24 protein-coding genes are annotated in these 23,672 nt (G+C 68.1%); 6 read left to right on the forward strand and 18 right to left on the reverse strand.

Annotation, left to right across the window (positions count from 1 at the left end; genetic code table 11):
• Positions 1-34 precede the first annotated feature (34 nt).
• From ABNQ39_RS28230 to ABNQ39_RS28245, 4 genes are all read right to left on the reverse strand, one after another.
• Entirely contained in the window at positions 35-697 is a 663-nt protein-coding gene (locus tag ABNQ39_RS28230; RefSeq protein WP_376964772.1) for an HAD family hydrolase, read from the reverse strand.
• Positions 698-740: 43 nt separating this feature from the next.
• The gene (locus tag ABNQ39_RS28235) at positions 741-1,100 is read right to left on the reverse strand and encodes a type II toxin-antitoxin system RelE/ParE family toxin (protein WP_376964774.1); all 360 of its coding nucleotides are present in this window, start codon (positions 1,098-1,100) and stop codon (positions 741-743) included.
• On the reverse strand, positions 1,097-1,351 hold the full coding sequence (locus ABNQ39_RS28240) for a type II toxin-antitoxin system ParD family antitoxin (protein ID WP_376964776.1): 255 nt from the start codon (positions 1,349-1,351) through the stop codon (positions 1,097-1,099). The genes ABNQ39_RS28235 and ABNQ39_RS28240 overlap by 4 nt, the downstream gene beginning before the upstream one ends.
• A 191-nt stretch (positions 1,352-1,542) precedes the next feature.
• Positions 1,543-2,409: an SDR family oxidoreductase gene (locus tag ABNQ39_RS28245; RefSeq protein WP_376964778.1), complete on the reverse strand. Its 867-nt coding sequence runs from the start codon at positions 2,407-2,409 to the stop codon at positions 1,543-1,545.
• A 106-nt stretch (positions 2,410-2,515) separates the two neighbouring features.
• Here ABNQ39_RS28245 and ABNQ39_RS28250 point away from each other — a divergent pair, with 106 nt between their 5' ends.
• On the forward strand, positions 2,516-3,421 hold the full coding sequence (locus ABNQ39_RS28250) for a LysR family transcriptional regulator (RefSeq protein ID WP_376965057.1): 906 nt from the start codon (positions 2,516-2,518) through the stop codon (positions 3,419-3,421).
• 8 nt (positions 3,422-3,429) lie between these two features.
• On the opposite strand, the gene ABNQ39_RS28255 is transcribed toward ABNQ39_RS28250, so the two are convergent.
• Positions 3,430-4,338 (reverse strand): LysR family transcriptional regulator, encoded by a 909-nt coding sequence (locus ABNQ39_RS28255; protein WP_376964780.1) that lies wholly within the window; start codon positions 4,336-4,338, stop codon positions 3,430-3,432.
• A 123-nt stretch (positions 4,339-4,461) separates the two neighbouring features.
• On the opposite strand from ABNQ39_RS28255, the gene ABNQ39_RS28260 reads away from it, so the two are divergent.
• The 3 genes from ABNQ39_RS28260 to ABNQ39_RS28270 all read left to right on the forward strand — a co-directional run bounded on the left by ABNQ39_RS28260 (position 4,462) and on the right by ABNQ39_RS28270 (position 7,536).
• Positions 4,462-5,040: an SDR family NAD(P)-dependent oxidoreductase gene (locus tag ABNQ39_RS28260; RefSeq protein ID WP_376964782.1), complete on the forward strand. Its 579-nt coding sequence runs from the start codon at positions 4,462-4,464 to the stop codon at positions 5,038-5,040.
• Between the two features lie 62 nt (positions 5,041-5,102).
• A complete protein-coding gene (locus ABNQ39_RS28265; protein WP_376964784.1) occupies positions 5,103-5,828 on the forward strand; it encodes an SDR family oxidoreductase in 726 nt (241 codons plus the stop codon).
• Positions 5,829-6,042: 214 nt separating this feature from the next.
• On the forward strand, positions 6,043-7,536 hold the full coding sequence (locus ABNQ39_RS28270; protein WP_376964786.1) for a M20/M25/M40 family metallo-hydrolase: 1,494 nt from the start codon (positions 6,043-6,045) through the stop codon (positions 7,534-7,536).
• 107 nt (positions 7,537-7,643) lie between these two features.
• On the opposite strand, the gene ABNQ39_RS28275 is transcribed toward ABNQ39_RS28270, so the two are convergent.
• Genes ABNQ39_RS28275 through ABNQ39_RS28305 form a run of 7 tightly spaced genes read right to left on the reverse strand, consistent with a single transcriptional unit; the run spans position 7,644 to position 16,241 of the window.
• The gene (locus tag ABNQ39_RS28275) at positions 7,644-8,786 is read right to left on the reverse strand and encodes a M24 family metallopeptidase (protein WP_376964788.1); all 1,143 of its coding nucleotides are present in this window, start codon (positions 8,784-8,786) and stop codon (positions 7,644-7,646) included.
• On the reverse strand, positions 8,783-10,009 hold the full coding sequence (locus ABNQ39_RS28280) for a M20 family metallopeptidase (RefSeq protein ID WP_376964790.1): 1,227 nt from the start codon (positions 10,007-10,009) through the stop codon (positions 8,783-8,785). The genes ABNQ39_RS28275 and ABNQ39_RS28280 overlap by 4 nt, the downstream gene beginning before the upstream one ends.
• Before the next feature lie 19 nt (positions 10,010-10,028).
• The gene (gene nikE / locus ABNQ39_RS28285; RefSeq protein ID WP_376964792.1) at positions 10,029-11,615 is read right to left on the reverse strand and encodes a nickel ABC transporter ATP-binding protein NikE; all 1,587 of its coding nucleotides are present in this window, start codon (positions 11,613-11,615) and stop codon (positions 10,029-10,031) included.
• Positions 11,612-12,442 (reverse strand): ABC transporter permease, encoded by an 831-nt coding sequence (locus tag ABNQ39_RS28290; RefSeq protein ID WP_109086433.1) that lies wholly within the window; start codon positions 12,440-12,442, stop codon positions 11,612-11,614. The genes nikE and ABNQ39_RS28290 overlap by 4 nt, the downstream gene beginning before the upstream one ends.
• Positions 12,435-13,382 (reverse strand): ABC transporter permease, encoded by a 948-nt coding sequence (locus ABNQ39_RS28295; RefSeq protein WP_376964795.1) that lies wholly within the window; start codon positions 13,380-13,382, stop codon positions 12,435-12,437. The genes ABNQ39_RS28290 and ABNQ39_RS28295 overlap by 8 nt, the downstream gene beginning before the upstream one ends.
• Before the next feature lie 4 nt (positions 13,383-13,386).
• A complete protein-coding gene (locus tag ABNQ39_RS28300) occupies positions 13,387-14,961 on the reverse strand; it encodes an ABC transporter substrate-binding protein (protein ID WP_376964797.1) in 1,575 nt (524 codons plus the stop codon).
• Positions 14,958-16,241, reverse strand: coding sequence for a M20 family metallopeptidase (locus tag ABNQ39_RS28305; RefSeq protein ID WP_376964799.1), 1,284 nt, complete (start codon positions 16,239-16,241; stop codon positions 14,958-14,960). The genes ABNQ39_RS28300 and ABNQ39_RS28305 overlap by 4 nt, the downstream gene beginning before the upstream one ends.
• A 215-nt stretch (positions 16,242-16,456) precedes the next feature.
• Here ABNQ39_RS28305 and ABNQ39_RS28310 point away from each other — a divergent pair, with 215 nt between their 5' ends.
• On the forward strand, positions 16,457-17,185 hold the full coding sequence (locus tag ABNQ39_RS28310) for a GntR family transcriptional regulator (protein ID WP_376964801.1): 729 nt from the start codon (positions 16,457-16,459) through the stop codon (positions 17,183-17,185).
• 69 nt (positions 17,186-17,254) lie between these two features.
• On the opposite strand, the gene ABNQ39_RS28315 is transcribed toward ABNQ39_RS28310, so the two are convergent.
• The 6 genes from ABNQ39_RS28315 to ABNQ39_RS28340 all read right to left on the reverse strand — a co-directional run bounded on the left by ABNQ39_RS28315 (position 17,255) and on the right by ABNQ39_RS28340 (position 22,618).
• Positions 17,255-17,956 carry an ABC transporter ATP-binding protein gene (locus ABNQ39_RS28315; RefSeq protein WP_376964803.1) on the reverse strand — a complete coding sequence of 234 codons (702 nt, stop codon included), beginning with the start codon at positions 17,954-17,956 and terminating at the stop codon, positions 17,255-17,257.
• Positions 17,956-18,711 (reverse strand): ABC transporter ATP-binding protein, encoded by a 756-nt coding sequence (locus ABNQ39_RS28320; RefSeq protein ID WP_376964805.1) that lies wholly within the window; start codon positions 18,709-18,711, stop codon positions 17,956-17,958. The genes ABNQ39_RS28315 and ABNQ39_RS28320 overlap by 1 nt, the downstream gene beginning before the upstream one ends.
• Positions 18,704-19,693 (reverse strand): branched-chain amino acid ABC transporter permease, encoded by a 990-nt coding sequence (locus ABNQ39_RS28325; RefSeq protein WP_376964807.1) that lies wholly within the window; start codon positions 19,691-19,693, stop codon positions 18,704-18,706. Before ABNQ39_RS28325 ends, ABNQ39_RS28320 begins: the two co-directional genes overlap by 8 nt.
• A complete protein-coding gene (locus ABNQ39_RS28330; protein ID WP_376964809.1) occupies positions 19,690-20,622 on the reverse strand; it encodes a branched-chain amino acid ABC transporter permease in 933 nt (310 codons plus the stop codon). The genes ABNQ39_RS28325 and ABNQ39_RS28330 overlap by 4 nt, the downstream gene beginning before the upstream one ends.
• Before the next feature lie 32 nt (positions 20,623-20,654).
• A complete protein-coding gene (locus ABNQ39_RS28335) occupies positions 20,655-21,851 on the reverse strand; it encodes an ABC transporter substrate-binding protein (protein ID WP_376964811.1) in 1,197 nt (398 codons plus the stop codon).
• A 299-nt stretch (positions 21,852-22,150) separates the two neighbouring features.
• On the reverse strand, positions 22,151-22,618 hold the full coding sequence (locus ABNQ39_RS28340; protein WP_376964813.1) for an ester cyclase: 468 nt from the start codon (positions 22,616-22,618) through the stop codon (positions 22,151-22,153).
• A gap of 94 nt (positions 22,619-22,712) precedes the next feature.
• Between ABNQ39_RS28340 and ABNQ39_RS28345 the strand changes: the two genes are divergently transcribed.
• Entirely contained in the window at positions 22,713-23,651 is a 939-nt protein-coding gene (locus ABNQ39_RS28345; protein WP_376964815.1) for a LysR family transcriptional regulator, read from the forward strand.
• Positions 23,652-23,672 lie beyond the last annotated feature (21 nt).

Raw genomic sequence — 23,672 nt, forward strand, 5'->3', positions numbered from 1 at the left:
TCGCGAACCGGCCTTCCGCACCCATCGAGCGGTTTCAAAGCGTGGCAAGGGCTGCGGGCAATTCACGCAGATCGGCGATGGTCAGCGTTCCGTCGGGGAAGGGGTGGCGGCCATCGGCATCGCGCACCCCGACGAAGTGCAGGTTGAGGGCGGTTGCCGCCGCATAGTCCTGAACGGCATCGCCGACGAAGGCAACGCGGCCGGGACGCAGGCCGTGGCGGGCGATCAGCATGGCAGCCGTTTCCGCCTTACTTGGCGGGCTGCCGTGGACGGACACGAACCGGTCGGTCATGCCCCGTCGCTCGGCGATGCGCAGCATTTCCTCATGCGGCGTCGCGGAAATGATGAACAGGGCGGGCCGGCCGGCATGTGTGGCCAGGAAGTCCGTCGCGCCGGGAATTTCGGCGCAGGCGATCACCGCCTCCTCCACCGCTGCGGCAAAACCGGCGACCATACGGTCCAGCCGGTCCTCGTCCAGGGCGCGGCCGAGAACATCGCGTTCGAAACGGGCCAGCTTTTCCCGCCGCGGCATGCCGCCATTGTCCCGGTGATAGGCGCGGATGGCGTCCTGAACCTCCGGCCCCTCATGGGCATACAGCGTGGCGAAGGTTTCGCCCTTCAGGTCGTTGGAATCGCACAGCACGCCGTCGAAATCGAAGATAATGGCGTCCCACCGTTCCTGAAGCCTGCCGTCCATCCCCTATTGTCTCCTGATCTCGATTGTTGAGAAGCGATACCGGTCATGAGAGGCCGGTCAAGGATCGGGCCACCTTGCGCCGCGGTTCCATGCCTTCATGAAGCACACGCAGGATGATCGTGCCGATTGTCCCATCGGGCAGGAGCCCGGTCGTGTAATAGAGGCAGTGCGCGGCAGCACCGCGTCGGCCTGCTGCCAGTTCCAGATGGAACGAACGAACGTCTGGACCAAGTTCCGGACGCGGCAGCATTCCCGGCCGGTCAGGGGCCTCGGCAACCATCTGGATCGCCTTTTCGATCAGCGTTGCATAGGTGCGCAGTTGGGCGGTTCCAAACCGTGTCCGCGTCGTGCGCAGGATATCCAGGATGTCGCGCTCGGCTGGAGCGGTGAGCCGGTGGCTCATTCCCGAGCGACCTGCTCGGCGATATCCAGGGCTGATCGGGAGGAGAAATCGCCTTGCGCCGCCGCCGCAAGCCCGGCAGCGACCTCGCGCCGCAGGATGGTTATCTTCTCCTGCTCCTGCGCGCGATCCCGTTGCAGCAGGCGCAATGCCTCGCGCACCACTTCACTCGACGACGCATACCCACCCGTCGCCACTTCATGCTCGACGAAATCGACCATCTCGGACGGAAGACTGACATTCATCGTCGCCATGGGTAGCTCCTCGTCATGACCGACTGTCATTATGGAGAGTATGGCAAAATTTGTCAAAGTTCCCTCTGTTTGAGGGCGGGGCGCCATACGCGAGGGTCTGTTACAAATTCCGACAGCAAGCCGGGGGCACGGTCTCCGTTACCCTCAAACCTGCCGTCGAACTTTGCAACCGACCCAAGGATCGTGAGGCTTCAGGCTGCAATGAGCGCGGCGGCGAAACTGCGGTAGCTGTGCAGCGGGCGGCACAGCAGCCCGGTCAGCCGTTCGACATCGCCGGCTTCAGGGATCATGCCATCGCTGACATAGCGCTCGGCCATCAGGCGCATCTCATAGGCGGTCCATTTCGGCATGAAGGAAGCCATGGTCTGCTCGAACCCGCTGGGATCGTCCCCGCCATAGACCACGGTGCGGCCCAGCAGATCGGACCAGATCGCCGCCACTTGCGGACCCGTCAGCGTGTCGGGACCGACGAGGTTGATGATGTCCACCGGCAGTTTCCCCGGTGCCCGGTCACGACGGATCAGTTCGATGGCCGCGACCTCGGCGATGTCCCGTGCATCGACCATCGCCACTCCCTTGCTGCCGATCGGCATCGGGTAGACGCCGTGGCCGGTGATCACGTCCTTGATCATCAGCTCGTTGTCGATGAAATAGGACGGACGCAGGATGGTGGCGCTGAAGCCCATTTGGTCGAGCATACGCTCGGCGCCGAACTTCACAGCAAAATGCGGCACATTCACCGCACGGTCGGCTTCGAACACCGACTGATAGACGACACGCTCGACGCCGGCTTCCCGCGCGATGTTCAGGGTGACGAGCGCCTGGGTGAACTCGTCGCCGGTGACGGCGTTCAGCAGGAACAGGGTGCGGATGCCGTGGAAGGCGGCACGCAGCGCATCGATGTCCAGCATGGCGCCCTGGGCGACTTCCACACCGGCGGGGAAAGCGGCTTTCGACGGGTCGCGGGTCAGCACGCGCACGTCGGCGCCGCGCTTGACCAGCTGGTCGACGACATGGCGGCCGACACGGCCGGTGGCTCCGGTAACGAGGATGGTCATGGGGTTCACTCCGCTTTGGGGGTTCAGTTGACGCCCTTGACTTTACCGATCCATGCAGGGTCCGATAGGCGGAGAATTTGGACGGATCGTCTCACTGGTGGAACGGATGGACCTGCTCGCCCTGGCCGATCTCAATCTGGTCGCCCGCCATGGCGGGTTCGGAAAGGCGGCGCGCGCGGCCGGTCGCCCGAAGGCGACCTTGTCGCGGCGCGTCGCGGAGTTGGAGGCAAGCCTCGATCTCCGCCTGTTCGAGCGGGGTGCCCGGACACTCAAGCTGACGGCGGAGGGCCAGGCGCTGTTCGAGCGGACCGGTGCATTGCTGACCGAACTCGACGAGACGGCGAAGGCAATTGCATCCGGCGGCCACAGCCCCCGCGGACGGTTGCGGATCAGCGCGCCGCTGCTGTTCTCGCAGACCGCCATCGGCAAGCTGGCGGCTGGCTTCCTGCGCAAGTACCCGGAGGTCCGGCTTGAGATCGTCACGGAGGACCGCGCCGTCGACATGGTCGAGGAAGCCTATGATCTGGTCATCCGCGTCAACCCGGACCCGGACGCGGGCCTTGTCGGACGCGTCTTTCTGCGGGACCGCCTCGTCGTCGTGGCAAGCCCTGACCTGCCGTTCCCCGCCGGCAACGACACCGTTCCTGTCGTCACCCGCGGATCGCCGGGACAGGCTGGACCCGGGTCCGGATCGTGGGAGATTGCGACACCGGCCGGTCCGTCGACCATCGCGGTCGAACCGGTGCTGAGCCTCTCGTCCTTCGTCATGGTCCGCGATGCGGTCCGCATGGGTGTGGGTGTTGCCCGCTTGCCGCTGTCGCTCGCCAGCCCGGATCTGGCCGCCGGCAAGCTGGTGAGATGGGGCGATGTGGCCGGGTCCGAGACGGAGTTGTGGGTGCTCTACCCGACGCGACGGCTGCTCAATGCCCGCGTCTCCGCCTTCCTGGAGCATCTGAAGTCGGCGTTTCCGCAGGGAACTCCGGAAGAGCTTGCGGCCTATGTCGAGGGATGACGGGACGGTTACCGGGACTTTGTCCCCTCGCGGTGGCGCCGCACATGGTCGATCAGGGCGCGGAGCTTGGGCGTTACCGTGCGCCTGCTTGGAAAATACAGGAAGAAGCCGGCGAAGGGCGGGAGCCAGTCGTCCAGGATCGTGACCAGTTCACCGCGCTCAAGATAAGGCTGGAACGTCTCCTCGATCCCGAAGGTGATGCCGGCCCCGGCGAGCGCAGTGCGAAGCATCAGCAGCATGTCGTTGGTGGTGATCTGCGGCTCGACCGACACGTCGAAGGCGTGCCCGTCCTTTTCGAACTCCCAGCGGTAGGGGGCCGTGTCCGGCTGCGGCCGCCAGCCGATGCAGCGGTGGCGAACGAGGTCGCGCGGGTGCTCCGGCGTCCCGTGACGGGCGAGATAGCCGGGTGTCGCCACCGCGATCTGGCGCTGGTCGTCCGTCAGCGGCACCGCGATCATGTCGCGCTCGATAACCTCGCCGAGACGCACGCCCGCATCGAATCCGGCAGCGACGATATCGAATTCCAGATCGGTCACCGTCACGTCGAGGGTGACGCCCGGATAGGCCTCGCTGAACGAAGCGATCAGCGGCCCGGACAGGAAGCGCTCGGCAATCGAGGTGGCGGCGATCCGCAGCAGGCCGCGGGGTTCTGCGGCCGAGCCGGACGCCGCATCGATGGCGCTCGCGATTTCGGCCAGTGGGGTGGAGATCTGCGCCAGCAGGCGCTCCCCGGCTTCGGTCAGCCGCACGCTGCGCGTGGTGCGCAGGAACAGCGCCTGTCCCAGCGCCGCCTCCAGCCGCTGTACGCCCTGGCTGACGGCTGAGCGCGTCACCCCGAGGCGGTCGGCCGCCGCGCGGAAATTGCCGGTCTCCGCCACCGCGGTGAACAGGGTCAGAAGGTTCAGGTCGATCTGCATTGGTTAGCTGTTCTAACCACAGCGTCCAACAATTGGCAAGTTCTCTCGACAGAGGTCGAATGCCACCTTCTGGGCATGGACGGCGGGCGAGCACATCGCTTTGCCGAATTGAGGGAGACCCCGATGACCAATCTGCCAAACACCTACGATCTGACCGGCAAGGTGGCACTCGTGACCGGCGCCCGCCGCGGCATCGGGCGGACCGTGCTCGATCTGCTGCGGATCCGCGGCGCGCGGATCGTGGCGACCGACCTGTCCGACGAGGTCCGGTCGCTCGAAGCCGACGATGTCGCCACGCTGGTCGGCGATGTCTCGGACGAGGGGCTTGCCCAGCGTTCGGTCGATCTCGCCCGCGAGCGCTTCGGCCGGCTCGACATCGTCGTCTGCAATGCCGGACGGACCCTGAACAAGCCGTTGGCCGAAACCTCGGTCGAGGAATACGACCGCATCGTAGCAGTCGAATATGGCCGTCGCGGCATCCGCTGCAATGTGGTCCTGCCCGGCGTCATCGACACCGACATCATGGAAGGCGTGGTCGAGAACGGCCGGGAGATGCTGCGGAGCTTTGGCGATGCCCATCCGGTCGGGCGCATCGGCCGTCCGGAGGAGGTTGCCGAAGCAATCGCCTTCCTGGCGTCGCCGGCCTCCAGCTTCATCACCGGCGCGCAGCTTTTCGTCGACGGGGGCTACACGGCGCAGTGACCGCCGCCGGCAGTCGGCAGCAACCATCGAAATCCAGACCCATTGAAACACAGGAAATTGTCATGACCATCGACCAAGTCGTTCTTATCACCGGCGCATCCAGCGGCATCGGCGAGGCCACCGCGCGCGTTCTCGCTGGGGCTGGCGCCGCCCTGATGCTGGGGGCGCGGCGAACCGAGCGGCTCGACGCGCTTGTCCGGGAAATCCAGGCGAAGGGCGGCAGGGCCGCTGCCCGCGCTCTCGACGTGACCGACCGCGCCAGCATGGAAGGCTTCGTTGCCGAAGCCAGGGACCGTTTCGGCCGGGTCGATGTCCTCGTCAACAATGCCGGCGTGATGCCGCTGTCCCCGCTCGCCTCCCTGAAAATCGAGGAATGGGACCGGATGATCGACGTCAACATCCGCGGCGTCCTCCATGGTATCGCGGCCGTCCTGCCGGTCATGGAGGCGCAGGGAGGCGGGCACGTCGTCAACATCGGTTCGGTCGGCAGTTTCGAGGTGGTGCCGACCTCCGCCGTCTACAGCGCGACCAAATTCGCGGTGCGGGCCATCACCGACGGATTGCGGCAGGAGAGCGAGACGATCCGCACGACCTGCATCTACCCCGGCGTGACGCGCTCCGAACTCGCGGACACCATCACCGACGAGACGGCTGCCCGCGCGATGGTCGAATACCGCCGCAACGCAATCGAACCGGAAGCCATCGGCCGGGCCGTCCTCTTCGCCATCGAACAACCGCGGGATGTCGGGGTCAACGAGATCACTGTCCGCCCCGTCGCCCGCAGTTGAGGGCAGGGCGCGCCGATCCGTCGGGAGTTGCCGGGGCTGTTCGCCCCGGCCGCCTGCTGCGCGTCACACACAGGTCAGCCCCGTGAAAACGGGTGATAAACTTGACGGTCCCTGCAATTTCTTCGTAAAAATTGCGTTATGAATACGTAAGAGGGAAGAAATGTCGGGCAGAGAGAAATTTTCTCTTAAACAAGCGCTTCTCATCGGCGCGTGCATGTTGTTGCCGGTCCAGGCGGGTGCCGCGTCGCCATCCACGGATACGCTCGCAGCGAAGCACGCGTCTGCGAATTACAAGGAATTTGTCGAGCTTCTCGCCATTCCCAACGATGCAGTTGTTCCGGCTGACATTCAGAAGAACGTCGCTTGGCTGGAGCAGGCCTTCCAGAAGCGCGGCTTCCAGGCGCGTGCGTTGGCGAACAACGGCAAGCCGATGCTGTTCGCGGAACTGCCCGGCGCCGACCCTGCCAAGAAGACCATTCTGTTCTACGCCCATCTGGACGGCCAGTCGGTCACCCCGCAGCAGTGGAAGCAGAAGAGCCCCTGGGACGCGACGCTGAAGCAGAAGACCGACAAGGGCGAGTGGGAGACGATCCCGCTGGAGAAGCTGTACGGCGAGCAGGTCGATCCGGACTGGCGACTGTTCGCGCGGTCGTCGTCGGACGACAAGGGCCCGATCATGATGCTGCTGACGGCCTTCGACGCGTTGAAGGAGGCCGGTCAGAAGCCCAGCGTCAACGTCAAGATCATCCTCGATTCCGAAGAGGAAAAGGGGTCGCCGTCGTTGGGCGAGGTCATCCGGCAGAATGCCGAGCTGCTGAAGAATGACGCGCTGCTGGTGCTGGACGGCCCGATGCACCAGAGCAACAAGCCGACGCTGGTGTTCGGCAACCGTGGAGTCGCCCAGGCGACCCTGACGGTCTTCGGCGCCAAGCAGGGCCTGCACAGCGGCCATTTCGGCAATTATTCGGCCAACCCGGCGATGCGGCTGGCGCAACTGCTGGCGTCGATGAAGGACGAGAACGGCCGAGTCACCATTCCCGGCTATTACGACTCTGTCAAGATCGACGCGGCGGCGGAAAAGATCATGGCCGCCGTCCCCGATGACGAAGCGGCGCTGCGCAAGCGGCTGGGCATCGCGCAGGCGGAAAAAGTCGGCAAGAACTATCAGGAAGCGTTGCAGTACCCGTCGCTCAACGTCCGCGGCATGGCGGCCGGCGACGTGGGTGCCAAGGCGCGGACGATCATTCCGGAAAGCGCCGTCGCCGAACTCGACCTGCGCACGGTTCCGGAAACGCCGCCGGAACAGCTGATCGGCATGCTGAAGGCGCATATCGAAGGGCAGGGCTATCATCTGGTCCAGGGCGCCCCGACGGACGAGGACCGGGCCAAGTACGACAAGCTGGCCTCCCTGGCTTCGGAGGAGGTTTCCGCCTCCAGTTCCGCGGCGCGGACCGACATGCAGGCGCCGGTCGGCGACTGGCTGTACCGCTCCTTCAAGGCGACCTACGGCGAGGAGCCGGTGCGCATCCGCATGATGGGCGGCACCGTGCCCACCGGAGAGGCGGTCGAGGCGCTGAAGGTGCCCTTCGTCATCGTCCCGCTGGTGAATGCCGACAACAACCAGCACAGCTACGACGAAAACCTGCGCGTCGGGAATTTCGTATCGGGTGTGAAGGGCCTGATCGGACTGCTCCAGCAGCCGTTCTGATCACCGAAGCGGCGTGCCCGGGCTCCCCGGCCCGGCGCGCCGCTTTCCGCATATGGCTCAGGTCTGGCGCAACACCTGACGGAACCGTGCTCGACACTGAGGCGGGCTCAGCCTTCCATCGGCCGACGCGGGCAGGTCGTCAGCAGGCGCGGCTCGCCTTCGGTCACGAGAACGGTCTCGCTCACGGCAACGCCGCGCGCCGACGCGTACATGTGGAACACCTGTCCGGGCTGAAGTTCGAAGTCGGTTCCGGGGTGGAAGGACTGCGAGAAATCGCTTGGGCGCGGCGTGCGGGCGTAGAGGCCCATGGTGTAGCCGGTCACGTTGCCGTAGTCGGCGCGCAATCCGGCGTCCAGCACCGCCGTCCGCAGCAGGGCATCGACATCGCGGGCCGCCGCTCCCGGTCGCATGGCGGCGATCTGCCGGTCCTGAAGCTCCGCCAACTGACCGAAGGTCTCCCGCGCCCCGGCCGGCGGGTCACCGACGAAGACCGGCCGCATCAGCCGGGCGCCGTGGTTGCCGACCCGCGGCGTCAGCTCGACATGCAGGATGTCGCCCGGCATCAGCGTCCGGTCGAGGCCGCTGCCGTGCAGGAAATCGACATGGCCGCCGGTTCCGTGGCCGCCCGACACCAGGATCGGCCCCGGTCCGCCGTCGTCGGCGCCGAGCCGGAGCTGCGCCGCCGCCGCCGCGGCCGCCACTTCCCGCACCGGCCTGCCGGGAGGCACATGGCCTTCCAACCCCAGCATGCACCGGTCGGCGATGGCCGCCGCCGCCGCGATGGCGTCGATCTCGTCGGCGAACTTGCAGGCGCGCAGACGGTCGCTCACTCCCGGCAGCGGGACGAAGCGGGCATCGGGGAGCAACTCGGCAAGATGCTGCGCCGTGGCGACGGTGTGGCCATAAGAGACCGGGTCGACGCCGATCCGCGCGCCGGAGAAGCCACGCGCCGTGAGCGAATCCGCCACCGCGCCATGCGGGTCTTCATGATCGTCGAAGGTCACGACGTCGTTGAACCACACCCCGGCGCGGCAGGGACCGGCATCGATGGAGCGCAGGACGAAGCAGGGGTCGCCCTCCATCGGCACGATGACGGCGCGGTAGAGCGTTTCCGACACGGTGTAACCGCCGATCCAGGCGATCAGCTCGGCATGGTCGGCCAGGAAGGCGTCGCAGTCCTGCGCCGCCATGGCCTCACGCAGCCGGGCCATCCGCGGCGCAAAGCGTGCTGCGGATGCGTCGGCTTTCATTTGGAGATCTCCGGGCCGCAGATCTCCAGGATGGTCAGCATGTAGACGCGGATCATGTCGAGATAGTCGTCGATGTCGACCCGCTCGTCCGGCATGGTGTTGTAGCGGCCGCCGGGACCGCAGACGACGCCCTCCATGCCGCCGGAATGCTGGAGATGGCCGGCGTCGGTGCCGTAGAAGCCGGGCGGGGTGATGGCGCCGGTCGGCTGGTCGGTGCCGCGCACCGCGCGGTAGGCGCGGTTCACCGCCTGGACGATCTGGCTGCCCTTCGCTACCTCGAAGGTCGGCATGGTCGGGGTGCCACCGCGGTCCTCGGAGAAGACGCTGGCCTTCAGGCCGGGGAAGCGCGCCTCCAGCGCGTCCAGTTCGCGCCGCAGGTCGGCCAGCGCCCCCTCCTCGCTCTGGCCGGTGGCGTAGCGGGCGGACCCCTTGATCCGCACGAAGTCGGCGACCTGCGGCGAGCGCCACTCGTGCAGCTCCTTGCCCAGTGCGCCGTGGACGACGCCGACATGGACGCGGTTGATCGTCGCATGCTCCGGCGACTTGGCGCCGGACAGGGCCAGCGCGTTCAGCCGCGGGATCAGGTCGCAGGCGGCGACGACGGCGTCGACCGCCTCCTCGCGCTTGGACAGGTGGCGGGTGTCGCCGACCAGTTCGATGACGAAGCTCAGCGCCGCCGCGTGCATCGTCATCGCCTGGAGGTCGGTCGGCTCGCTGTTGATGAAGCAGTCGGCGCGCAGCCCCTGCTCCATCAGCGCCAGCGTGCCGACGCCGCCCTGAAGCTCGCCCACCACATAGGTCAGGATGACGTCGCCGCGCAGCGTCACCCCGGCGTCCATCAGGGTCTTCACCGCGCAGAAATAGGCGGCGTCGCCCGCCTTCATGTTGGAGCAGCCGATGCCGTAGATGAACTTGTCGTCGATCTTGCCGCCCCAGGGATCGACGGTCCAGCCCTCGGTCACCGGGTTGGTGTCGATGTGGCCGTTGAACAGCAGGCTCTTGCCGCCGCCGGTGCCGCGCCAGCGGCCGACGGCGTTGACCCGCCCGCCGGGCACCGGCGTCAGTTCCGCCTCCAGCCCCAGGCCCGACATGGAGGCGGCCATGAAGCGGGCCAGCTCGCGCTCGCCCTCGGTCTGGCTGTAGCTCTTGTGCTGGACCATGCGGGAGAGGAAGGCGAGGGCGGCATCGGTGTCGAGGCGGGCGAGAATCTCTGCGGTGTCCATGGGGGAGGTTCCTGGCAAGTCAGCCGACGGGCGTCGGCGAGGCGGCCATCAGGTCGCGCGTGTAGGGGTGGACATGGTCGGCGTCGACCGCGTCTATGGGCAGCAGGTCGACCAGTTCGCCCCGGCGCATCACGGCGATGCGGTGGGCGATCTGGCGGATCAGGTTGATATCGTGGGTGATGAAGAGATAGGCGGCTCCGGTCTCGGCCCGCAGCGCCAGCAGCAGCTCGATGATCGAGGCCTGGACCGAGACGTCGAGCGGGGCGGTGATCTCGTCGCAGATGACCAGCGAGGGCTTGGCGGCGAAGGCGCGGGCGATGGCGACGCGCTGCTTCTCGCCACCGGAAAGCTGGTGCGGCCAGCGTGTGGCGTAGGCCGCCGGCAGACGCACCTGCTCCAGCAGCCGGCCGATCTCGGCACTCAGATTGGCTTGGCCGGTGCCGAACAGCTTCAGCGGACGCGACAGGATCTCGCCCACCGTCTGGCGCGGGTTCAGGGAACCGTCGGGATGCTGGAAGACGATCTGCACCGCGCGGCGGTAGGCGCCGTCCATGTCGCGGGCCGAGCCGATCGGCCGGCCGTCGAAGCGGATGCCGCCGGAGAAGTCGGCCAGACCGGTCAGCGCCCGCGCGATGGAGGATTTGCCGGAGCCGGACTCGCCGACGATGCCCAGGATCTCGCCGGCCTTGATGTCGAAGCCGACCGCGTGGGTCGCCGGCGGAGGGGGCGGACGGAACAGGCGCGGCCGGGCATAGCGGACCGAGACCGCCTCGGCGGCGAGCAGGACGCGGTCGCCGGGCCGGTCGTGGACCAGGCGGTTTTCCGGGCGCGGCACCGCCGCCACCAGCTTGCGGGTTTCCTCGTGGGCGGGGCGGGCGAAGATCGAGGCGGCCGGGGCTTCCTCCACCAGCCGGCCCTTCTTCATCACCGCCACCCGGTCGGCGACGCGCGAGACCAGCGCGAGGTCGTGCGAGATGTAGAGCGCCGCCACCCCGGTCTCGGCGCGAAGCTGGGCGAAGAGGTCGAGGATACGGGCGCCGGTGATGACGTCGAGCGCGGTGGTCGGCTCGTCGAAGACGATCAGCTCCGGCCGGCAGCCGAAGGCAGTGGCGATGAGGATGCGCTGCTTCTCGCCGCCAGAGATCTCGTGCGGATAGCGGCGCATCAGCGCCTCAGGCTCGCGCAGCTCGACATGGCCCAGCAGCTCCAGTGCCAGATCCCAGGCGGCACGCCGGGTCAGGCCGCGGTTGTTGACCAGCGTCTCCGTCACCTGCCGGCCGACGGTCAGCGTCGGGTTCAGCGCGGTCGAGGGGTCCTGGAACACCATGCCGATGCGCCGGCCGCGGATGCGGGTCAACTCGCGCGGCGGCAGGCTGCGCAGGTCGGTGTCGCCGAGCCGGATGGTGCCGGACAGCTCGCGGGCGTTCTTCGGCAGGTGCCGCATGATCGCCCAGGCCAGCGTGCTCTTGCCCGAGCCGGATTCGCCGACCAGCCCCAGCACCTCGCCGGGCGCGATGTCGAGGCTGATGTCCTGCAAAACCCGCAAGGGTCGCCTGCCGGTGAGGTAATCCAGCGTATAATCGCGCAGGGAAAGGACTGCGGTCATCGTTCGTCCCGCGGGTTCATAGCGTCGCGCAGCCCGTCGCCGAGCAGGTTGAAGGCGATGGCGGTCATCGCGATGGCCAGCGACGGCGCGATGAGGATCCAGGGCGCCTGATGGACGTACTGGCGCGCCTCCGCCACCATCAGGCCCCATTCGGAGGCCGGCGGCTGGGCGCCGAGGCCGAGGAAGCTGAGGGTGGCGAACAGCATCACCGCGAAGGAGACGCGGATCGTCGCCTCGATCACCACCGGGGCCATCACGTTGGGCAGCATCTCGCGGAAGATGATCCAGGACGCGCTCTCGCCGCGCACCGTGGCCGACTTGACATAGTCCTGGCCGCGCACGGTCAGGGCCACCGCGCGGGTGACGCGCGCCATGCCGGGGGCAAAGGTGACGGCGATGGCGATCATCGCGTTGCCGGCGCCGTTGCCCAGCGTGCTGACCAGCAGCAGGGCGAGCAGCAGGCCGGGAACCGCCATCACCGCGTCGATGGTGCGCATGATCGCCTCGTCCCAGCGCCCGCCGAGATAGGCCGACGCGGTGCCGACCACGGCGCCTGCGACGGTGCCGAGCAGGGTGGCGGCCAGCGCCATCGGCAGGGTGGAACGGGCGCCGACCAGCAGGCGGCTCAGCACGTCGCGGCCGAACTGGTCGGCGCCGAACCAGTTCTGGGCGCCGAGCGGGCGGAAACGGCCGAGGAAGTCCATCTTCTCCGGGTCGTGGGGTGCCAGCCAGGGGCCGAACAGGCAGGCCGCGGCCAGCACCGCCAGCAGGATCAGGCCGATGGCGCCTTGCGGCGTGCGCATCAGCCGGCGCAGCAGGTCAGTCATAGCGGATCCTCTTGTCGAGGACGGCGTAGGCGACGTCGGCCAGCGTGTTGGCGACGGCGTAGGTCGCCGACATGATGAGGGCGCCGGCCTGGATCGACGGCAGGTCGCGGGCGGTGACCGCCACCATCAGCTGCCGGCCGATGCCGGGAATGGCGAAGATCTCCTCGATGACGATGATGCCGCCGAGCAGATAGCCGACGTCCAGCGCCACGATGGTGACCACCGGCAGCAGCGCGTTGCGCAGGGCGTGGCGGACCAGCACCGTGTGTTCCGGCAGTCCTTTCAGCCGGGCGGCGCGGATATAGTCGCTGTGCAGCACGTCGAGCGTCTCCGACCGCACCATGCGGGCGACATGGGCCACGAGGATCAGCGAGGCGGTCAGCACCGGCAGGGCCAGATGCCGCACCGCCCCGCCGAAATCCTCAAGCGGCGAGACGTAGCCGGTGGCGGGCAGCCATTGCAGGGTGTCGGCCAGCAGCATGGCGAGCAGCGTCGCGGTGACGAATTCCGGGAAGGAAACCCCGAGATAGGAGATCAGCCCGGTCGCCATGTCCGCCAGCTTGCCCTGGCGCACCGCCGCCAGCATGCCCAGCGGCACGGCAATCACCAGCATGACCAGGATGGCGGCGACGGCCAGCAGCAGCGAACGGCCGAGCGCCGTCAGCATCTCCGGCCCCACCGGCTGGCCGGTGCGCATCGACAGGCCGAAATCGCCGGTCGCGGCGTGCCCGACCCAGCGCAGATACTGCCACCAGATCGGGTCGCCGAGGCCGAGGCGCTCGCGGATCGCGTTCAGCGCCTCGGCGGTGGCGTTCTCGCCCAGCAGGGTGACGGCGGCGTCGGCGGGCAGCGCTTGGGTAATGCCGAAGACCAGCACCGACACGATGAAGATCGTGTAGAGGATCAGCGCCAGCCGCCGCAGGAGCCAGGATGCGCTCACGGCCTCAACCCCGCTTGGGAGCAGCCGCCCCGAGCGAGACGAAGTCGAGACGGAACACCGAGCCGCGCGGGTGCAGGTCGTAGCCCTCGACGTAATCGCGCCGTGCCGCTAGCAGGTCGAAGAAGACGGGGATGACCGAGGGCACCTCGTCATGCATCAGCTGCTGCGCCTTTGCATAAAGGGCGGCACGCTCGGTCTCGTCGGTCTTGGTCCGCGCCTCGGCGACCAGGGCATCGAAGTCCTTGTTGTTCCAGCGCGTCTCGTTCCAGGCGGCGTCGGAGGTGTAGAGCAGCGAGAAGACCGCGTCGGCGGTCGCCTGCATGTTGTAGAAGCCGACGTAGAAATTGCCTTTCTTCCACACCTGATCCAGGTAGGTGGCGTGCGGCATGGTCTGCACCTGGATGCGGAAGCCGGCGGGCTTCGCCATCTCGCGGATGGCGACCGCCAGCTCGGTGCGGGTGCCCGGCTTGTCCGACGCGATCATGGTCAGGTCGACGCCGTTGGGATAGCCGGCTTCTGCCAGCAGCTTCTTCGCCTGGGCGAGGTCGGCCTTGCGCAGCGGCTGCTCGCGGTGGAAGCGGTAGGCCGGGCTGATCGGCGTGTCGTTGCCGGGAGTGCCGTAGCCGCCGGCGACGAAGCCGACCATCGCCTCGCGGTCGACGGAGAGCGCAAGCGCCTTGCGGACGCGCGGGTCGGAGAAGGGCTTCTGGTCGCAGCCCATGTTGACGTTCAGGAACTGGCCCGACGGCACGCGCAGCGCCTTGACGCCGGAGGCCTTCTCCAGCCGCTGGTATTCGCCGGGGGCGGTGCCCAGCATCAGGTCGATGTCGCCGGAGATCAGCGCCGAGGCCTCGGCGGTGCGGTCGGGATAGACCAGCACCTCGACCCGGTCGAGATAGGGGCGCGCCGGGTCGTAATAGGCCGGATTGCGCTCCACCACGATCTTGCGGTCGGGTTCGAAGGAGACCAGCTTGAACGGGCCGGTGCCGACGGCGCTGCGCGACAGGCTGTCGAGGTCGGTCTCGATCACCTTGGCCGGGACGATGCGGGCGTTGGTGTAGGCCAGCGCCACCGGCAGGTCGGCATAGGGCGAGGTCAGGCGGAACAGGACCGTCCGCTCGTCCTTGGCCGTCACCTCCTTGATCGGGCCGACATTGGTGCGGCCCGGCGAGGCGGTCTTGGGATCGAGGATGGCGGTGAAGGTGGCGACCACGTCGGCGGCGGTGCAGGGCGAGCCGTCATGGAAGGTCAGGCCCGGCCGCAGAACGAAGGTCCATTCGGTCAGCGTCTGGTCGGCCGACCAGGATTCGGCGAGGTCCGGCTCCACCTTCATGCCGGCGGCGAGCCGCGTCAGGCCGGAGTAGAGCAGCTCGGCAACCAGATATTCCGGGTTCACGCGGGTGCGCAGCGGGTGGATGACGCTGGCGGCCTGATCGACCGAGATGCGCAGAACGCCGCCGCGGCGCGCGGCGCTCTGCTGGGCGAAGGCCGGAGTCACACCAGTCAGGCTAAAGGCGGGCAGGGCGCCGAGGCCGGCGGCGGTCCCGGCGAGGAAGAGGCGGCGGGTCACGGAACTCATCGGTCGGACTCCTTCTGCGGGCCGCGGCCTGGGGTCGGCACGGCGTTCGGATCGGTGTTCTCGGGAATAAGGTCGGGGGCGAAGCCGGCGGCCAGATAGGCCAGCATGCTCTGCGCCAATGCGACGATGTCGGCGACGGTGGTGTGCTCGTCGGGGGAGTGGACGTTGCTCTCCGGCCGGCCCAGCCCGGTCAGCAGCACCTCCTGCATGCCGGTGCGTTGGACCCAGCCGAAGTCGGAGCAGCTGGCCGCCCCCCAGGCGCGGAACTCTTCCCCGCGGTAACCGAAGCCGGCCGACAGCGCCGCCTGCCAGCGCGGCCAGTGCGGCCCGGTCGGATCGCCGGTGGGGGCGAGATGGCCGACGAGCTGGATGTCCACCGCGATGTCGGGGCTGCCTGCCATCGCGCGGGCGACGGCGGTTTCGATCTCCGCCCGCGCCTCCTCATAGTCCTCTTCCGGCGCATAGCGGCGGCAGACCAGAATCTCGAACAGCGAGGGGATTTGCCCGCCGCAGATGCCGCCATGGGCGGCGGCGATGTCGAGCCGTGCGGCCAGCGGCCCGGAGGCGGTCGGCGGCGGCGGCAGGGCCGAGGTCCGTTGCGCCACCACCGGCTTGAGGTCGGTCAAGGCCTGGAGCAGCGGCAGCGCCGCCTCGATGGCGTTGACGCCGGAGCCGGATTTGTTGCCCTCGCCGGCATGGACGGTGTGGCCGTGCAGCCGGATTTGCAGATTGAACAGGCCGAAGCAGCCCGCCCAGATGCGCGGCGCGGCGCTGCCGTTGAAGTTCAGGACATGCCCCTTCAGCAGCCCCTGTTCGGCAAGGTAGCGCACGCCGGGATAGAGCCCGCCCTCCTCGTCGGTGCAGAACAGCAGCATGGGATCGTAGGCGAGCGGCAGGCCGCAGGCCTCGGCGGCGCGCAGAGCCAGCAGCACGGCGGCGATGGTGCCCTTCATGTCGGCGGCGCCCAGCCCGTACAGCCGGTCGCCCTCGCGGGTCAGGCGGAGCGGGTCCTTGTCCCAGCCGGCGGCGGCAGGCACGGTGTCGACATGGAAATACAGCCCGAGAACCGGCTTGCCCGTCTCTCGTTCGCCGATGAGATTGGTGCGCCGGCCGGACGCCGGCCCACCGGGCACCCGCCACAACTCGTCGGGGACGACGACCCGGCTGGAGCGGAAGCCCAGTGGGGCGATCAGCTCATCCATCAGGTCGGCGAAGGCGTCGTAGCCGGCACCGGGAGGAAAGGACGTGTCGACAGCGATCATGCGGGCGAGATCAGCCACGGCGGGTTCCGCCGACCGCGCAATCCAGGCCATCGCCGCATCGAGGCCATCGTCGCCAGTGGGCCGGTCGCTTCCATGCCGATTGTCCATGACAGGCTCGCTGTTTTCTATATTCTATAAAGAAATGTGACCGGCGCACAAATCTTTGTCAATCGTCAAGATTCGAGCAATTTCTGGCTATTTTCGAGGCGGTAGTGAACAAAAAGACGGCAAACATGGCGGGTGACCTGCCGATCCCGCTCTACGAGCACGTCAAGCGCCGCATGGCGGAAGCCATTCTGCTGGGCGAATGGCCGCCCGGCATGGTGCTGCCGGGCGAGGTCGCGCTTGCCGCCGATTATGGGGTTGCGGTGGGAACGATGCGCCGCGCGCTGGCCGACCTGACCGCCGACGGCATGCTGATGCGCCGGCGCAAGACCGGGACGGTGGTCACCGGGCGCACGCCGCAGCACAGCCTGCGCTTCTTCTTCCAATATTACCGCCTGCATGGCGGCGACGGCCAACTGCTCTCTTCCGAGGCGGTGGTGACCGAGGTCGGGCTGAGCCCGGCCACAGCAGACGAGGCCGCCCTGCTGGGCGAGGCACCGGGGGAGCCGCTGATCCGCATCGCGCGGCTGCGCCGGGTGGAGGGGCGGGCGGTGATGCGCTCCCACATCGCGATGGTGGCCCGCCGGGTGCCCGATTTTCCGCTGGATCCGTCACTGGTGCCGCAACGGCTCTACCTCCACCTGCTCGACGTTCACGGCATCCGCATTTCCGCCGTGCGCGAGCGGGTCTCGGCCGGGCTCGCCACCGCCGAGGATCGCGCCGATCTCGGCGTCCCCGACCCGACGCCGCTTCTGATCATCGACGAGGAGGCGTTCGACCAGACCGGAACCCTGACCATCGTCAGCCATCACAGGACGCTGACGGACGACCACAGATATGTGAACGAAGTGCGCTGACGGACGGGAGGCCATGGCACCGTCGACAGCGGCCGGCCGATACCCCGCGGTGCGGGGGTGCCCGACACCTCAGATGTGCAGGTAGGTTTCCTGAATGTCGGCCGCCCGGCCCAGATCCGCGCTGGTGCCGCTCCACACCGTGCGGCCCTTCTCGATCACTGCGCAGGCGTCGGCGAGGCGCAGCACCGCCGACAGGTTCTTGTCCACCAGCAGGATCGACTGGCCCTCGCGCTTCAGCGTCTCCAGCACCGCCCAGATCTCGGCGCGGATCACCGGGGCCAGCCCTTCGGTGGCCTCGTCCAGGATCAGCAGGCGCGGGTTGGTCATCAGCGCCCGCCCGATTGCCAGCATCTGCTGCTCGCCACCCGACAGCCGGTTGCCCAGATTGCGGCGGCGCTCGCGCAGGCGGGGGAACAGCTCCCACACCGCCTCCAGCGTCCAGCGCGCAGTTCCGCCGCCGCGGGTGGCGGCGGTGGCGACGAGGTTCTCCTCCACCGTCAGGGTCGGGAAGATCTGGCGGCCTTCCGGGACCAGCCCGACCCCCAGCCGCGCCACCCGGTGCGGCGGCATGCGGCCGATGCCTTGGCCGTCGAAGCTGACGCTGCCGCCCCAGCGCGGAATCAGCCCCATCACGGCGGAGATGGTGGTCGTCTTGCCCATGCCGTTGCGCCCCATCAGCGCCAGCACCTGCCCGGCCTCGATGGACAGCGACACGCCGAACAGCACCTGGCTCTGGCCGTAGCCCGCCGTGAGGTTGTCGATCTTCAGCATCACGCCAGCGCGTCCTCTCCAAGATAGGCGGCGCGGACCTCCGGGTGGCCGCGGATCTCGTCCACCGTGCCGGTGACGATGACGCGGCCATAGACGAGGACGGAGATGCGGTCGGCCAGGGCGAACACCGCCTGCATGTCATGCTCGACCAGCAGGATGCCGTAGCGGCTGCGCAGGTCGCGCAGGATGCCGATCAACCGCTCGGTCTCCTCCGGCCCGGCGCCGGCCAGCGGTTCGTCGAGCAGCAGCAGGCGGGGATTCATCGCGATGGCGATGGCGAGTTCGAGCTGGCGCTTCTCGCCATGCGACAGGGCGGCGGCGGTGCGCTCGGCGACCCGCCCCAGCCCGACGGTGTCCAGCGCCGCGCGGGCCTCGTCGTTCAGCGCCGCCTCGCCGGCCACCGGGCGCAGGAAGCGGAAGGAGGAGCCGCTGCGCGCCTGCACCGCCAGCGCCACGTTCTCCAGCGCGGTGAAGCCCGGCACGATGCTGGTGATCTGGAAGCTGCGGGCCAGCCCCAGCCGGGCGCGGCGCTCGAACGGCAGGGCGGTCACGTCCTGGCCGGCGAAGCGGATGGTTCCGCGGTCCGGGCGCAGGGTGCCGCTGATCTGGTGGATCAGCGTGGTCTTGCCCGCCCCGTTCGGGCCGATGATCGCATGGATCTCCCCCGGCAGGACGGTCAGCGACACGTCGGAGGTCACGGTCAGCGCGCCGAAATTCTTGCCCAGGCCGTGCAGTTCCAGCAACGGATCAGGCATCGGCGTTCCTCCGCTTGGGCGAGGCGAACCGGAAGGCGGCACGCAGGCGCAGCGGCGCGCCGATCAGCCCATCCGGCAGGAACAGCACCGACAGCACCAGCAGCGGCCCGAACACCAGCCGCCAGTAGACCAGCAGGTGCGACAGCGTTTCCTCCAGCAGCACGATGGCGAGCGCCCCCAGGATCGCCCCGCCGAGCTGGCCGACGCCGCCGAGGATGACCATGAACAGCAGTTCCCCCGACCGCGTCCAGGACAGCAGGGCAGGGGACACGAACTCCGTCGCATTGGCGAGCAGGGCGCCCGACAGGCCGCCGACCGCCCCCGCCATCACATAGGCGACCAGACGGTAGGGGTAAGGCTGGAAACCCACCGCCAGCGCCCGCTGCGGATTCTCCCGCGCCGCCCGCAACACCCGGCCGAACCGGCTGCCCAGCAGCAGGGTACCGCCCACCCACACCAGGGCCAGCAGGCCCAGGCAGAGGAAATGGAAGGTCAGCCGGTTGTCGAGGATCCGGCTTCCCAGCCACTCGGTGCGGGCATAGAGCGTGTAGCCGTCGTCGCCGCCCAGGCTGGAGAAGGAGGAGGTGGTGAAGAAGGCCATCTGGCCGAAGGCCAGCGTGATCATGATGAAATGCACGCCGCTGGTGCGCAGCGACACCGCTCCCGTCACGAACGCGTAGACGGCCGCCGCGGCGATGGCGGCAGGGAAGACGATCAGCCCCTCGTTGACCCCGGCTGCATCGAAGGCGACCACGGCATAGGCGCCGATCCCCATCGTCGCGGCATGGCCGAGGCTGACCAGCCCGGCGCCGCCGACCAGCAGCGACAGGCTGACCGCCGCCATGCCCAGGATCATCGCGCGCGCCAGCAGACCGAGCGCGAAGCCGTCACCGAAGCCGAGGAAGGGGGCCGCCGCCAGCGCCAGCAGCGTGACCAGGGCGAGGGCATGTTTGCGGAGGGCTTTGTGGAACGGGGCCGTCATGCCGAGCGTCCCCCCGGGAAAAGCCCGGCCGGACGGAAGAACAGGATGGCGGCCATGACGATGTAGACGAGCATGGAGGCCAGCGCCGCCCCGGTCTGCCGGGCCGACGACGGGTCGAGCAGCAGCCGCAGCAGGTCGGGCAGCATCGCCCGCCCCACACTGTCGAGCAGCCCGACCAGCAATGCTGCGATGAAGGCGCCGCGGATGGAGCCGACGCCGCCGATGACGATCACCACGAAGCACAATATCAGCACGGTGTCGCCCATGCCGGGCGCCACCGGGAAGATCGGGCTGGCCAGCGCCCCGGCGAACCCCGCCAGCATGGCGCCGAAGGCGAAAACGACGGTAAACAGGCGGCGGATGTCCACCCCCAGCGCCGACACCATGGCGGGATGGGTCGCCCCTGCCCGCACCAGCATGCCGGCGCGCGTCCGCTCCACCAGGAACCACAGCAGCAGCGGCACCACGATGCCGACGCCGATGATGACCAGCCGGTAGGTCGGGTAGATCAGTCCGGCGACGATCTCCACCCCGCCCATCGGGCCGCCGGTCAGCCCCGACGGCTCCAGCACGGTCTGCGGGGCGCTGCCCCACAGCGCCCGCGTCGCCTCCTCCACCGTCAGGATCACGCCGAAGGTGGCGAGCACTTGGGCGAGATGATCGCGGCGGTAGAGATGGCGGAACACAAGCCATTCCAGCGCCAGCCCGACCAGCAGCGCCACCGGCAGAGCCAGCAGCGTCCCCAGCCAGAAGCTGCCGGTCCACACCCCCAACGTGGCGGCGACATAGGCCCCCAGCATGTATTGGACGCCATGGGCCAGATTGATCAGGTCCATGACGCCGAACACCAGACTGAGTCCGGCCGCCACCAGGAACAACAGCACCCCGAACTGCAGGCCGTTGAGGGCCTGCACCAGAAGCATGGACATCGCGAAAGCCCCCCGTCAGCCCGTCCCGCCCGTCATCCCATCTTGCAGGAGGCGGCGTAGCCGTCGGCGTCGGCGCTCAGCACCTTGCGCACGGTTTCTGTCTGGAACTTGCCGTCGGCGCGCTTGGCGACCTTGCACAGCCAGAAATCCTGAATCGGGAAATGGTTGGGCCCCAGCCGCAGCGCGCCCCGCACCGACGGGAAGTCGCCAGCCTCCAGCGCCGTGCGCAGCGCCGCCTTGTTGGCGACGTCGCCGCCTGTCCGGCGGATCGCCGCGTCCAGCATGTGGGCGGCGTCATAGGCATGGGCGGCGAAGTTCGACGGGACATAGCCGTAGGCCGCCTCGAACTCCTGCACGAAGCGGCGGCTCTGCGGGTTGTCGAAATTGGGCGCCCAGGTGGCGGCGGTGTAGAAGTCGAGGGCCGACTCGCCCTGGGCCGGCAGGGTCGATTCGTCGACGGTGAAGGTGGACAGGAAGGGGATGTTGGCGAGCCCGGACTGCCGGTACTGCCGCACCAGATTGACGCCCAGCGCGCCTGGCATGAAGGTGAAGATGGCGTCCGGCTTGGCGGCGGCGATCTTGGTGACCTCGGTCGAGAAGTCGAGCTGGCTCAGCGGCACATAGACCTCGTCCACCACCTCGCCCTTGTAGCGGCTGCGGAAGCCGGCCACCGCGTCCTTGCCGGCCTGATAGTTCGGCACCAGGATGAAGACGCGCTTGTAGCCCAGATCCTGGGCCGCCTGCCCCATCGTCGCGTGCGGCTGGTCGTTCTGGTAGGCGCTGCTGAACAGGAAGGGGCTGCATCCCTTGCCGGCGAGGGTGGAGGGGCCGGCGTTGGTGGTGATCAGGAAGGTGTTGCTCTCCGTCACCGGGCGGACGATGGCCTGAAGCATGTTGCTGAACACGACGCCGACCACGAAATCGACCTTGTCGCGCTCCAGCGCGGCACGGACCTTCGAAACCGCCACGTCGGGCTTCAGCTCATCGTCGATCACCAGCGTCTCGACTGCCCGTCCGCCGAGCTGGTTGTTCAACCGCGTCACCCCCGCCAGCCAGCCGTCGCGCAGATGCGTGCCCAGCGCCGCCCCCGGACCGGACAGCGTGCCGACGAACGCCACCTTCACCGCCTGGTTCTGCGCCCGCGCGATGGACGGCGCGAACGCGAATCCCCCGGTAGCGGCGACGGTTGCGGCTGATGCGGTCGTGGTGAGAAAGCTGCGACGGTTCATTGGTGGATTTCCCTGTTCTTGATGTGTCGGAAGCATACCCTCGCAGTCCGGCTTTTGGCATCCGTGTCTGTGCGGTGCGCCGGTTGTCCGTGGTGGGAGGCAAACTGTCCAGATCCGAAATCCGGTTCTTCCAAACCGGACCGGACTGTCTGGAAGCACGCCCGATGGCGGCGATGGCCTTTGAGTCCGGGGGGCGGATGCTTCGCCCCGGCCAGCGCGCCGTCATGCCGACACTGAAAAGAACGCGGCGGGAAACCGTTTCAACTATCCCCCGGCAGAAGGGACAGCGGGTTGAGAGGCTACTTTCCGGCCTCCTCCGCCAGAACGGGGCGGGCTCCGATCTGGTTCATCCAGCCGAACCAGTCCTCGAGATGCCAAGTATGGGTCAGCTTGCCGTCGGCGATACGGTGGAATTCATGGATCGCCACGCGGAAGGACCGGCCGGTCGGCGCGATCCCGAACCAGTCGCCGCTGTGGGTTCCGGTCATCATCGCCCGCACGGCGGCACGGCCGGGCGAGCCGATGATGTCCAGAACCTCGATCTTGGTGTCGGGGAATGCCGCGAGAAATCCGCGGATCAGCGGCTTCATTCCATCACGGCCCGGCTGCTGGCCGGGATTGAGCGGAATGTCCTGCCAATCCTCGGTCACCGCCTCGTCGAGAAGGTCCGGATTGCCGTCGCTGAAGGCGCGGTAGAGCGTCTCGACGGCGCGGAGTTCCTGCGGCGTGAGCCCGGTTCCGGTCACTGTGTCGTCCTTCGGTGCCATGTGGCTTTTCCTTATCATGGATGCGATGAAGGGACGCTACCCGATGGCCGGACATGCTTGAAATCGATCCTCGATATATGGAAACATCCATGTCATGGATTTGCATGGCATCGACCTGAACCTGCTCGTCGCCTTCGATGCCCTGATGGCCGAGCGCAGCGTGACACGGGCCGGGGCGCGCATCGGCCGCACCCAACCGGCCATGAGCGCCGCGCTTGCCCGTCTGCGCGGGCTGCTGAAGGACGAGCTGTTCGTGCGCGGGCCGAATGGGTTGCAACCGACCCCGCTGGCGCTCGACCTGGCTCAACCGATTGGCCGGGCCCTGACCGAACTCCAGCAGGCCCTGGCGTTCACGCAGAGCTTCGACCCGTCGACCTCCACCGCCAGCTTTACCCTGGGCCTGTCGGACCACCCGACCTTTGCCCTGCTGCCGGCCCTGCTGGAAATCCTGTGCGAACAGGCGCCGGGCGTCACCCTGCGCATCCGCAACTTCATCGCGCGGGACGATGCCATCGGCATGCTGGACGCCGGCGAGGTCGATCTGACGGTCGGTGTGCCGCCGACCACCACCGGCAGGATTTTCAGCCGCATCCTGTTCGAGGAGCGTTTCGTCTGCGTCGTCCGCAGGGGGCATCCGACCGTACGCCCACCGCTCGAACTGGGCGGCTTTCTGGAGCAGTCGCACCTTCTGGTGTCGCCGGAAAACGAGAGTTACGGGGTGGTCGATGCGGCCCTGGCAAAGCAGGGATTGAAGCGCCGGCTGGCCCTGACGCTGCCGCAGCTCTATGCCGCTCCGGCCCTGGTGGCGCAAACGGACCTGATCGCCACCCTGATGGAAGGCGTGGTCGCCGCCTCGGGCCATGCGGAGCGGCTTTGCATCATGCCGGTCCCGCTCGACCTTCCGCCGATCCTCTTCGCCCTGTCCTGGCACCGCCGCAACGACGTTCACCCGGCACAGCGGTGGTTCCGCGACCTGCTGGCGTCGGTTCCGCACCGCGCCGGACTTCGCACCCTTGCCGAGACGGCTATCTGATGGGCCGGTGAGCGCCTGTTC

The sequence above is a fragment of the Azospirillum sp. A26 genome (assembly GCF_042604635.1).
GTDB lineage: Bacteria > Pseudomonadota > Alphaproteobacteria > Azospirillales > Azospirillaceae > Azospirillum > Azospirillum palustre.

What these genes read in the sequence shown, in the direction of transcription:
- ABNQ39_RS28335 (WP_376964811.1), bottom strand. Translation starts at nt 21,851, where the DNA reads ATGAACCGTCGCAGCTTTCTCACCACGACCGCATCAGCCGCAACCGTC.
- ABNQ39_RS28325 (WP_376964807.1), bottom strand. Translation starts at nt 19,693, where the DNA reads ATGACGGCCCCGTTCCACAAAGCCCTCCGCAAACATGCCCTCGCCCTG.
- ABNQ39_RS28280 (WP_376964790.1), bottom strand. Translation starts at nt 10,009, where the DNA reads ATGGACACCGCAGAGATTCTCGCCCGCCTCGACACCGATGCCGCCCTC.
- ABNQ39_RS28330 (WP_376964809.1), bottom strand. Translation starts at nt 20,622, where the DNA reads ATGTCCATGCTTCTGGTGCAGGCCCTCAACGGCCTGCAGTTCGGGGTG.
- ABNQ39_RS28245 (WP_376964778.1), bottom strand. Translation starts at nt 2,409, where the DNA reads ATGACCATCCTCGTTACCGGAGCCACCGGCCGTGTCGGCCGCCATGTC.
- ABNQ39_RS28260 (WP_376964782.1), top strand. Translation starts at nt 4,462, where the DNA reads ATGACCAATCTGCCAAACACCTACGATCTGACCGGCAAGGTGGCACTC.
- ABNQ39_RS28250 (WP_376965057.1), top strand. Translation starts at nt 2,516, where the DNA reads ATGGACCTGCTCGCCCTGGCCGATCTCAATCTGGTCGCCCGCCATGGC.
- ABNQ39_RS28275 (WP_376964788.1), bottom strand. Translation starts at nt 8,786, where the DNA reads ATGAAAGCCGACGCATCCGCAGCACGCTTTGCGCCGCGGATGGCCCGG.
- ABNQ39_RS28320 (WP_376964805.1), bottom strand. Translation starts at nt 18,711, where the DNA reads ATGCCTGATCCGTTGCTGGAACTGCACGGCCTGGGCAAGAATTTCGGC.
- ABNQ39_RS28265 (WP_376964784.1), top strand. Translation starts at nt 5,103, where the DNA reads ATGACCATCGACCAAGTCGTTCTTATCACCGGCGCATCCAGCGGCATC.
- ABNQ39_RS28230 (WP_376964772.1), bottom strand. Translation starts at nt 697, where the DNA reads ATGGACGGCAGGCTTCAGGAACGGTGGGACGCCATTATCTTCGATTTC.
- ABNQ39_RS28255 (WP_376964780.1), bottom strand. Translation starts at nt 4,338, where the DNA reads ATGCAGATCGACCTGAACCTTCTGACCCTGTTCACCGCGGTGGCGGAG.
- ABNQ39_RS28235 (WP_376964774.1), bottom strand. Translation starts at nt 1,100, where the DNA reads ATGAGCCACCGGCTCACCGCTCCAGCCGAGCGCGACATCCTGGATATC.
- ABNQ39_RS28310 (WP_376964801.1), top strand. Translation starts at nt 16,457, where the DNA reads ATGGCGGGTGACCTGCCGATCCCGCTCTACGAGCACGTCAAGCGCCGC.
- ABNQ39_RS28345 (WP_376964815.1), top strand. Translation starts at nt 22,713, where the DNA reads ATGGATTTGCATGGCATCGACCTGAACCTGCTCGTCGCCTTCGATGCC.
- ABNQ39_RS28340 (WP_376964813.1), bottom strand. Translation starts at nt 22,618, where the DNA reads ATGGCACCGAAGGACGACACAGTGACCGGAACCGGGCTCACGCCGCAG.
- ABNQ39_RS28300 (WP_376964797.1), bottom strand. Translation starts at nt 14,961, where the DNA reads ATGAGTTCCGTGACCCGCCGCCTCTTCCTCGCCGGGACCGCCGCCGGC.
- ABNQ39_RS28240 (WP_376964776.1), bottom strand. Translation starts at nt 1,351, where the DNA reads ATGGCGACGATGAATGTCAGTCTTCCGTCCGAGATGGTCGATTTCGTC.
- ABNQ39_RS28315 (WP_376964803.1), bottom strand. Translation starts at nt 17,956, where the DNA reads ATGCTGAAGATCGACAACCTCACGGCGGGCTACGGCCAGAGCCAGGTG.
- nikE (WP_376964792.1), bottom strand. Translation starts at nt 11,615, where the DNA reads ATGACCGCAGTCCTTTCCCTGCGCGATTATACGCTGGATTACCTCACC.
- ABNQ39_RS28270 (WP_376964786.1), top strand. Translation starts at nt 6,043, where the DNA reads ATGTTGTTGCCGGTCCAGGCGGGTGCCGCGTCGCCATCCACGGATACG.
- ABNQ39_RS28290 (WP_109086433.1), bottom strand. Translation starts at nt 12,442, where the DNA reads ATGACTGACCTGCTGCGCCGGCTGATGCGCACGCCGCAAGGCGCCATC.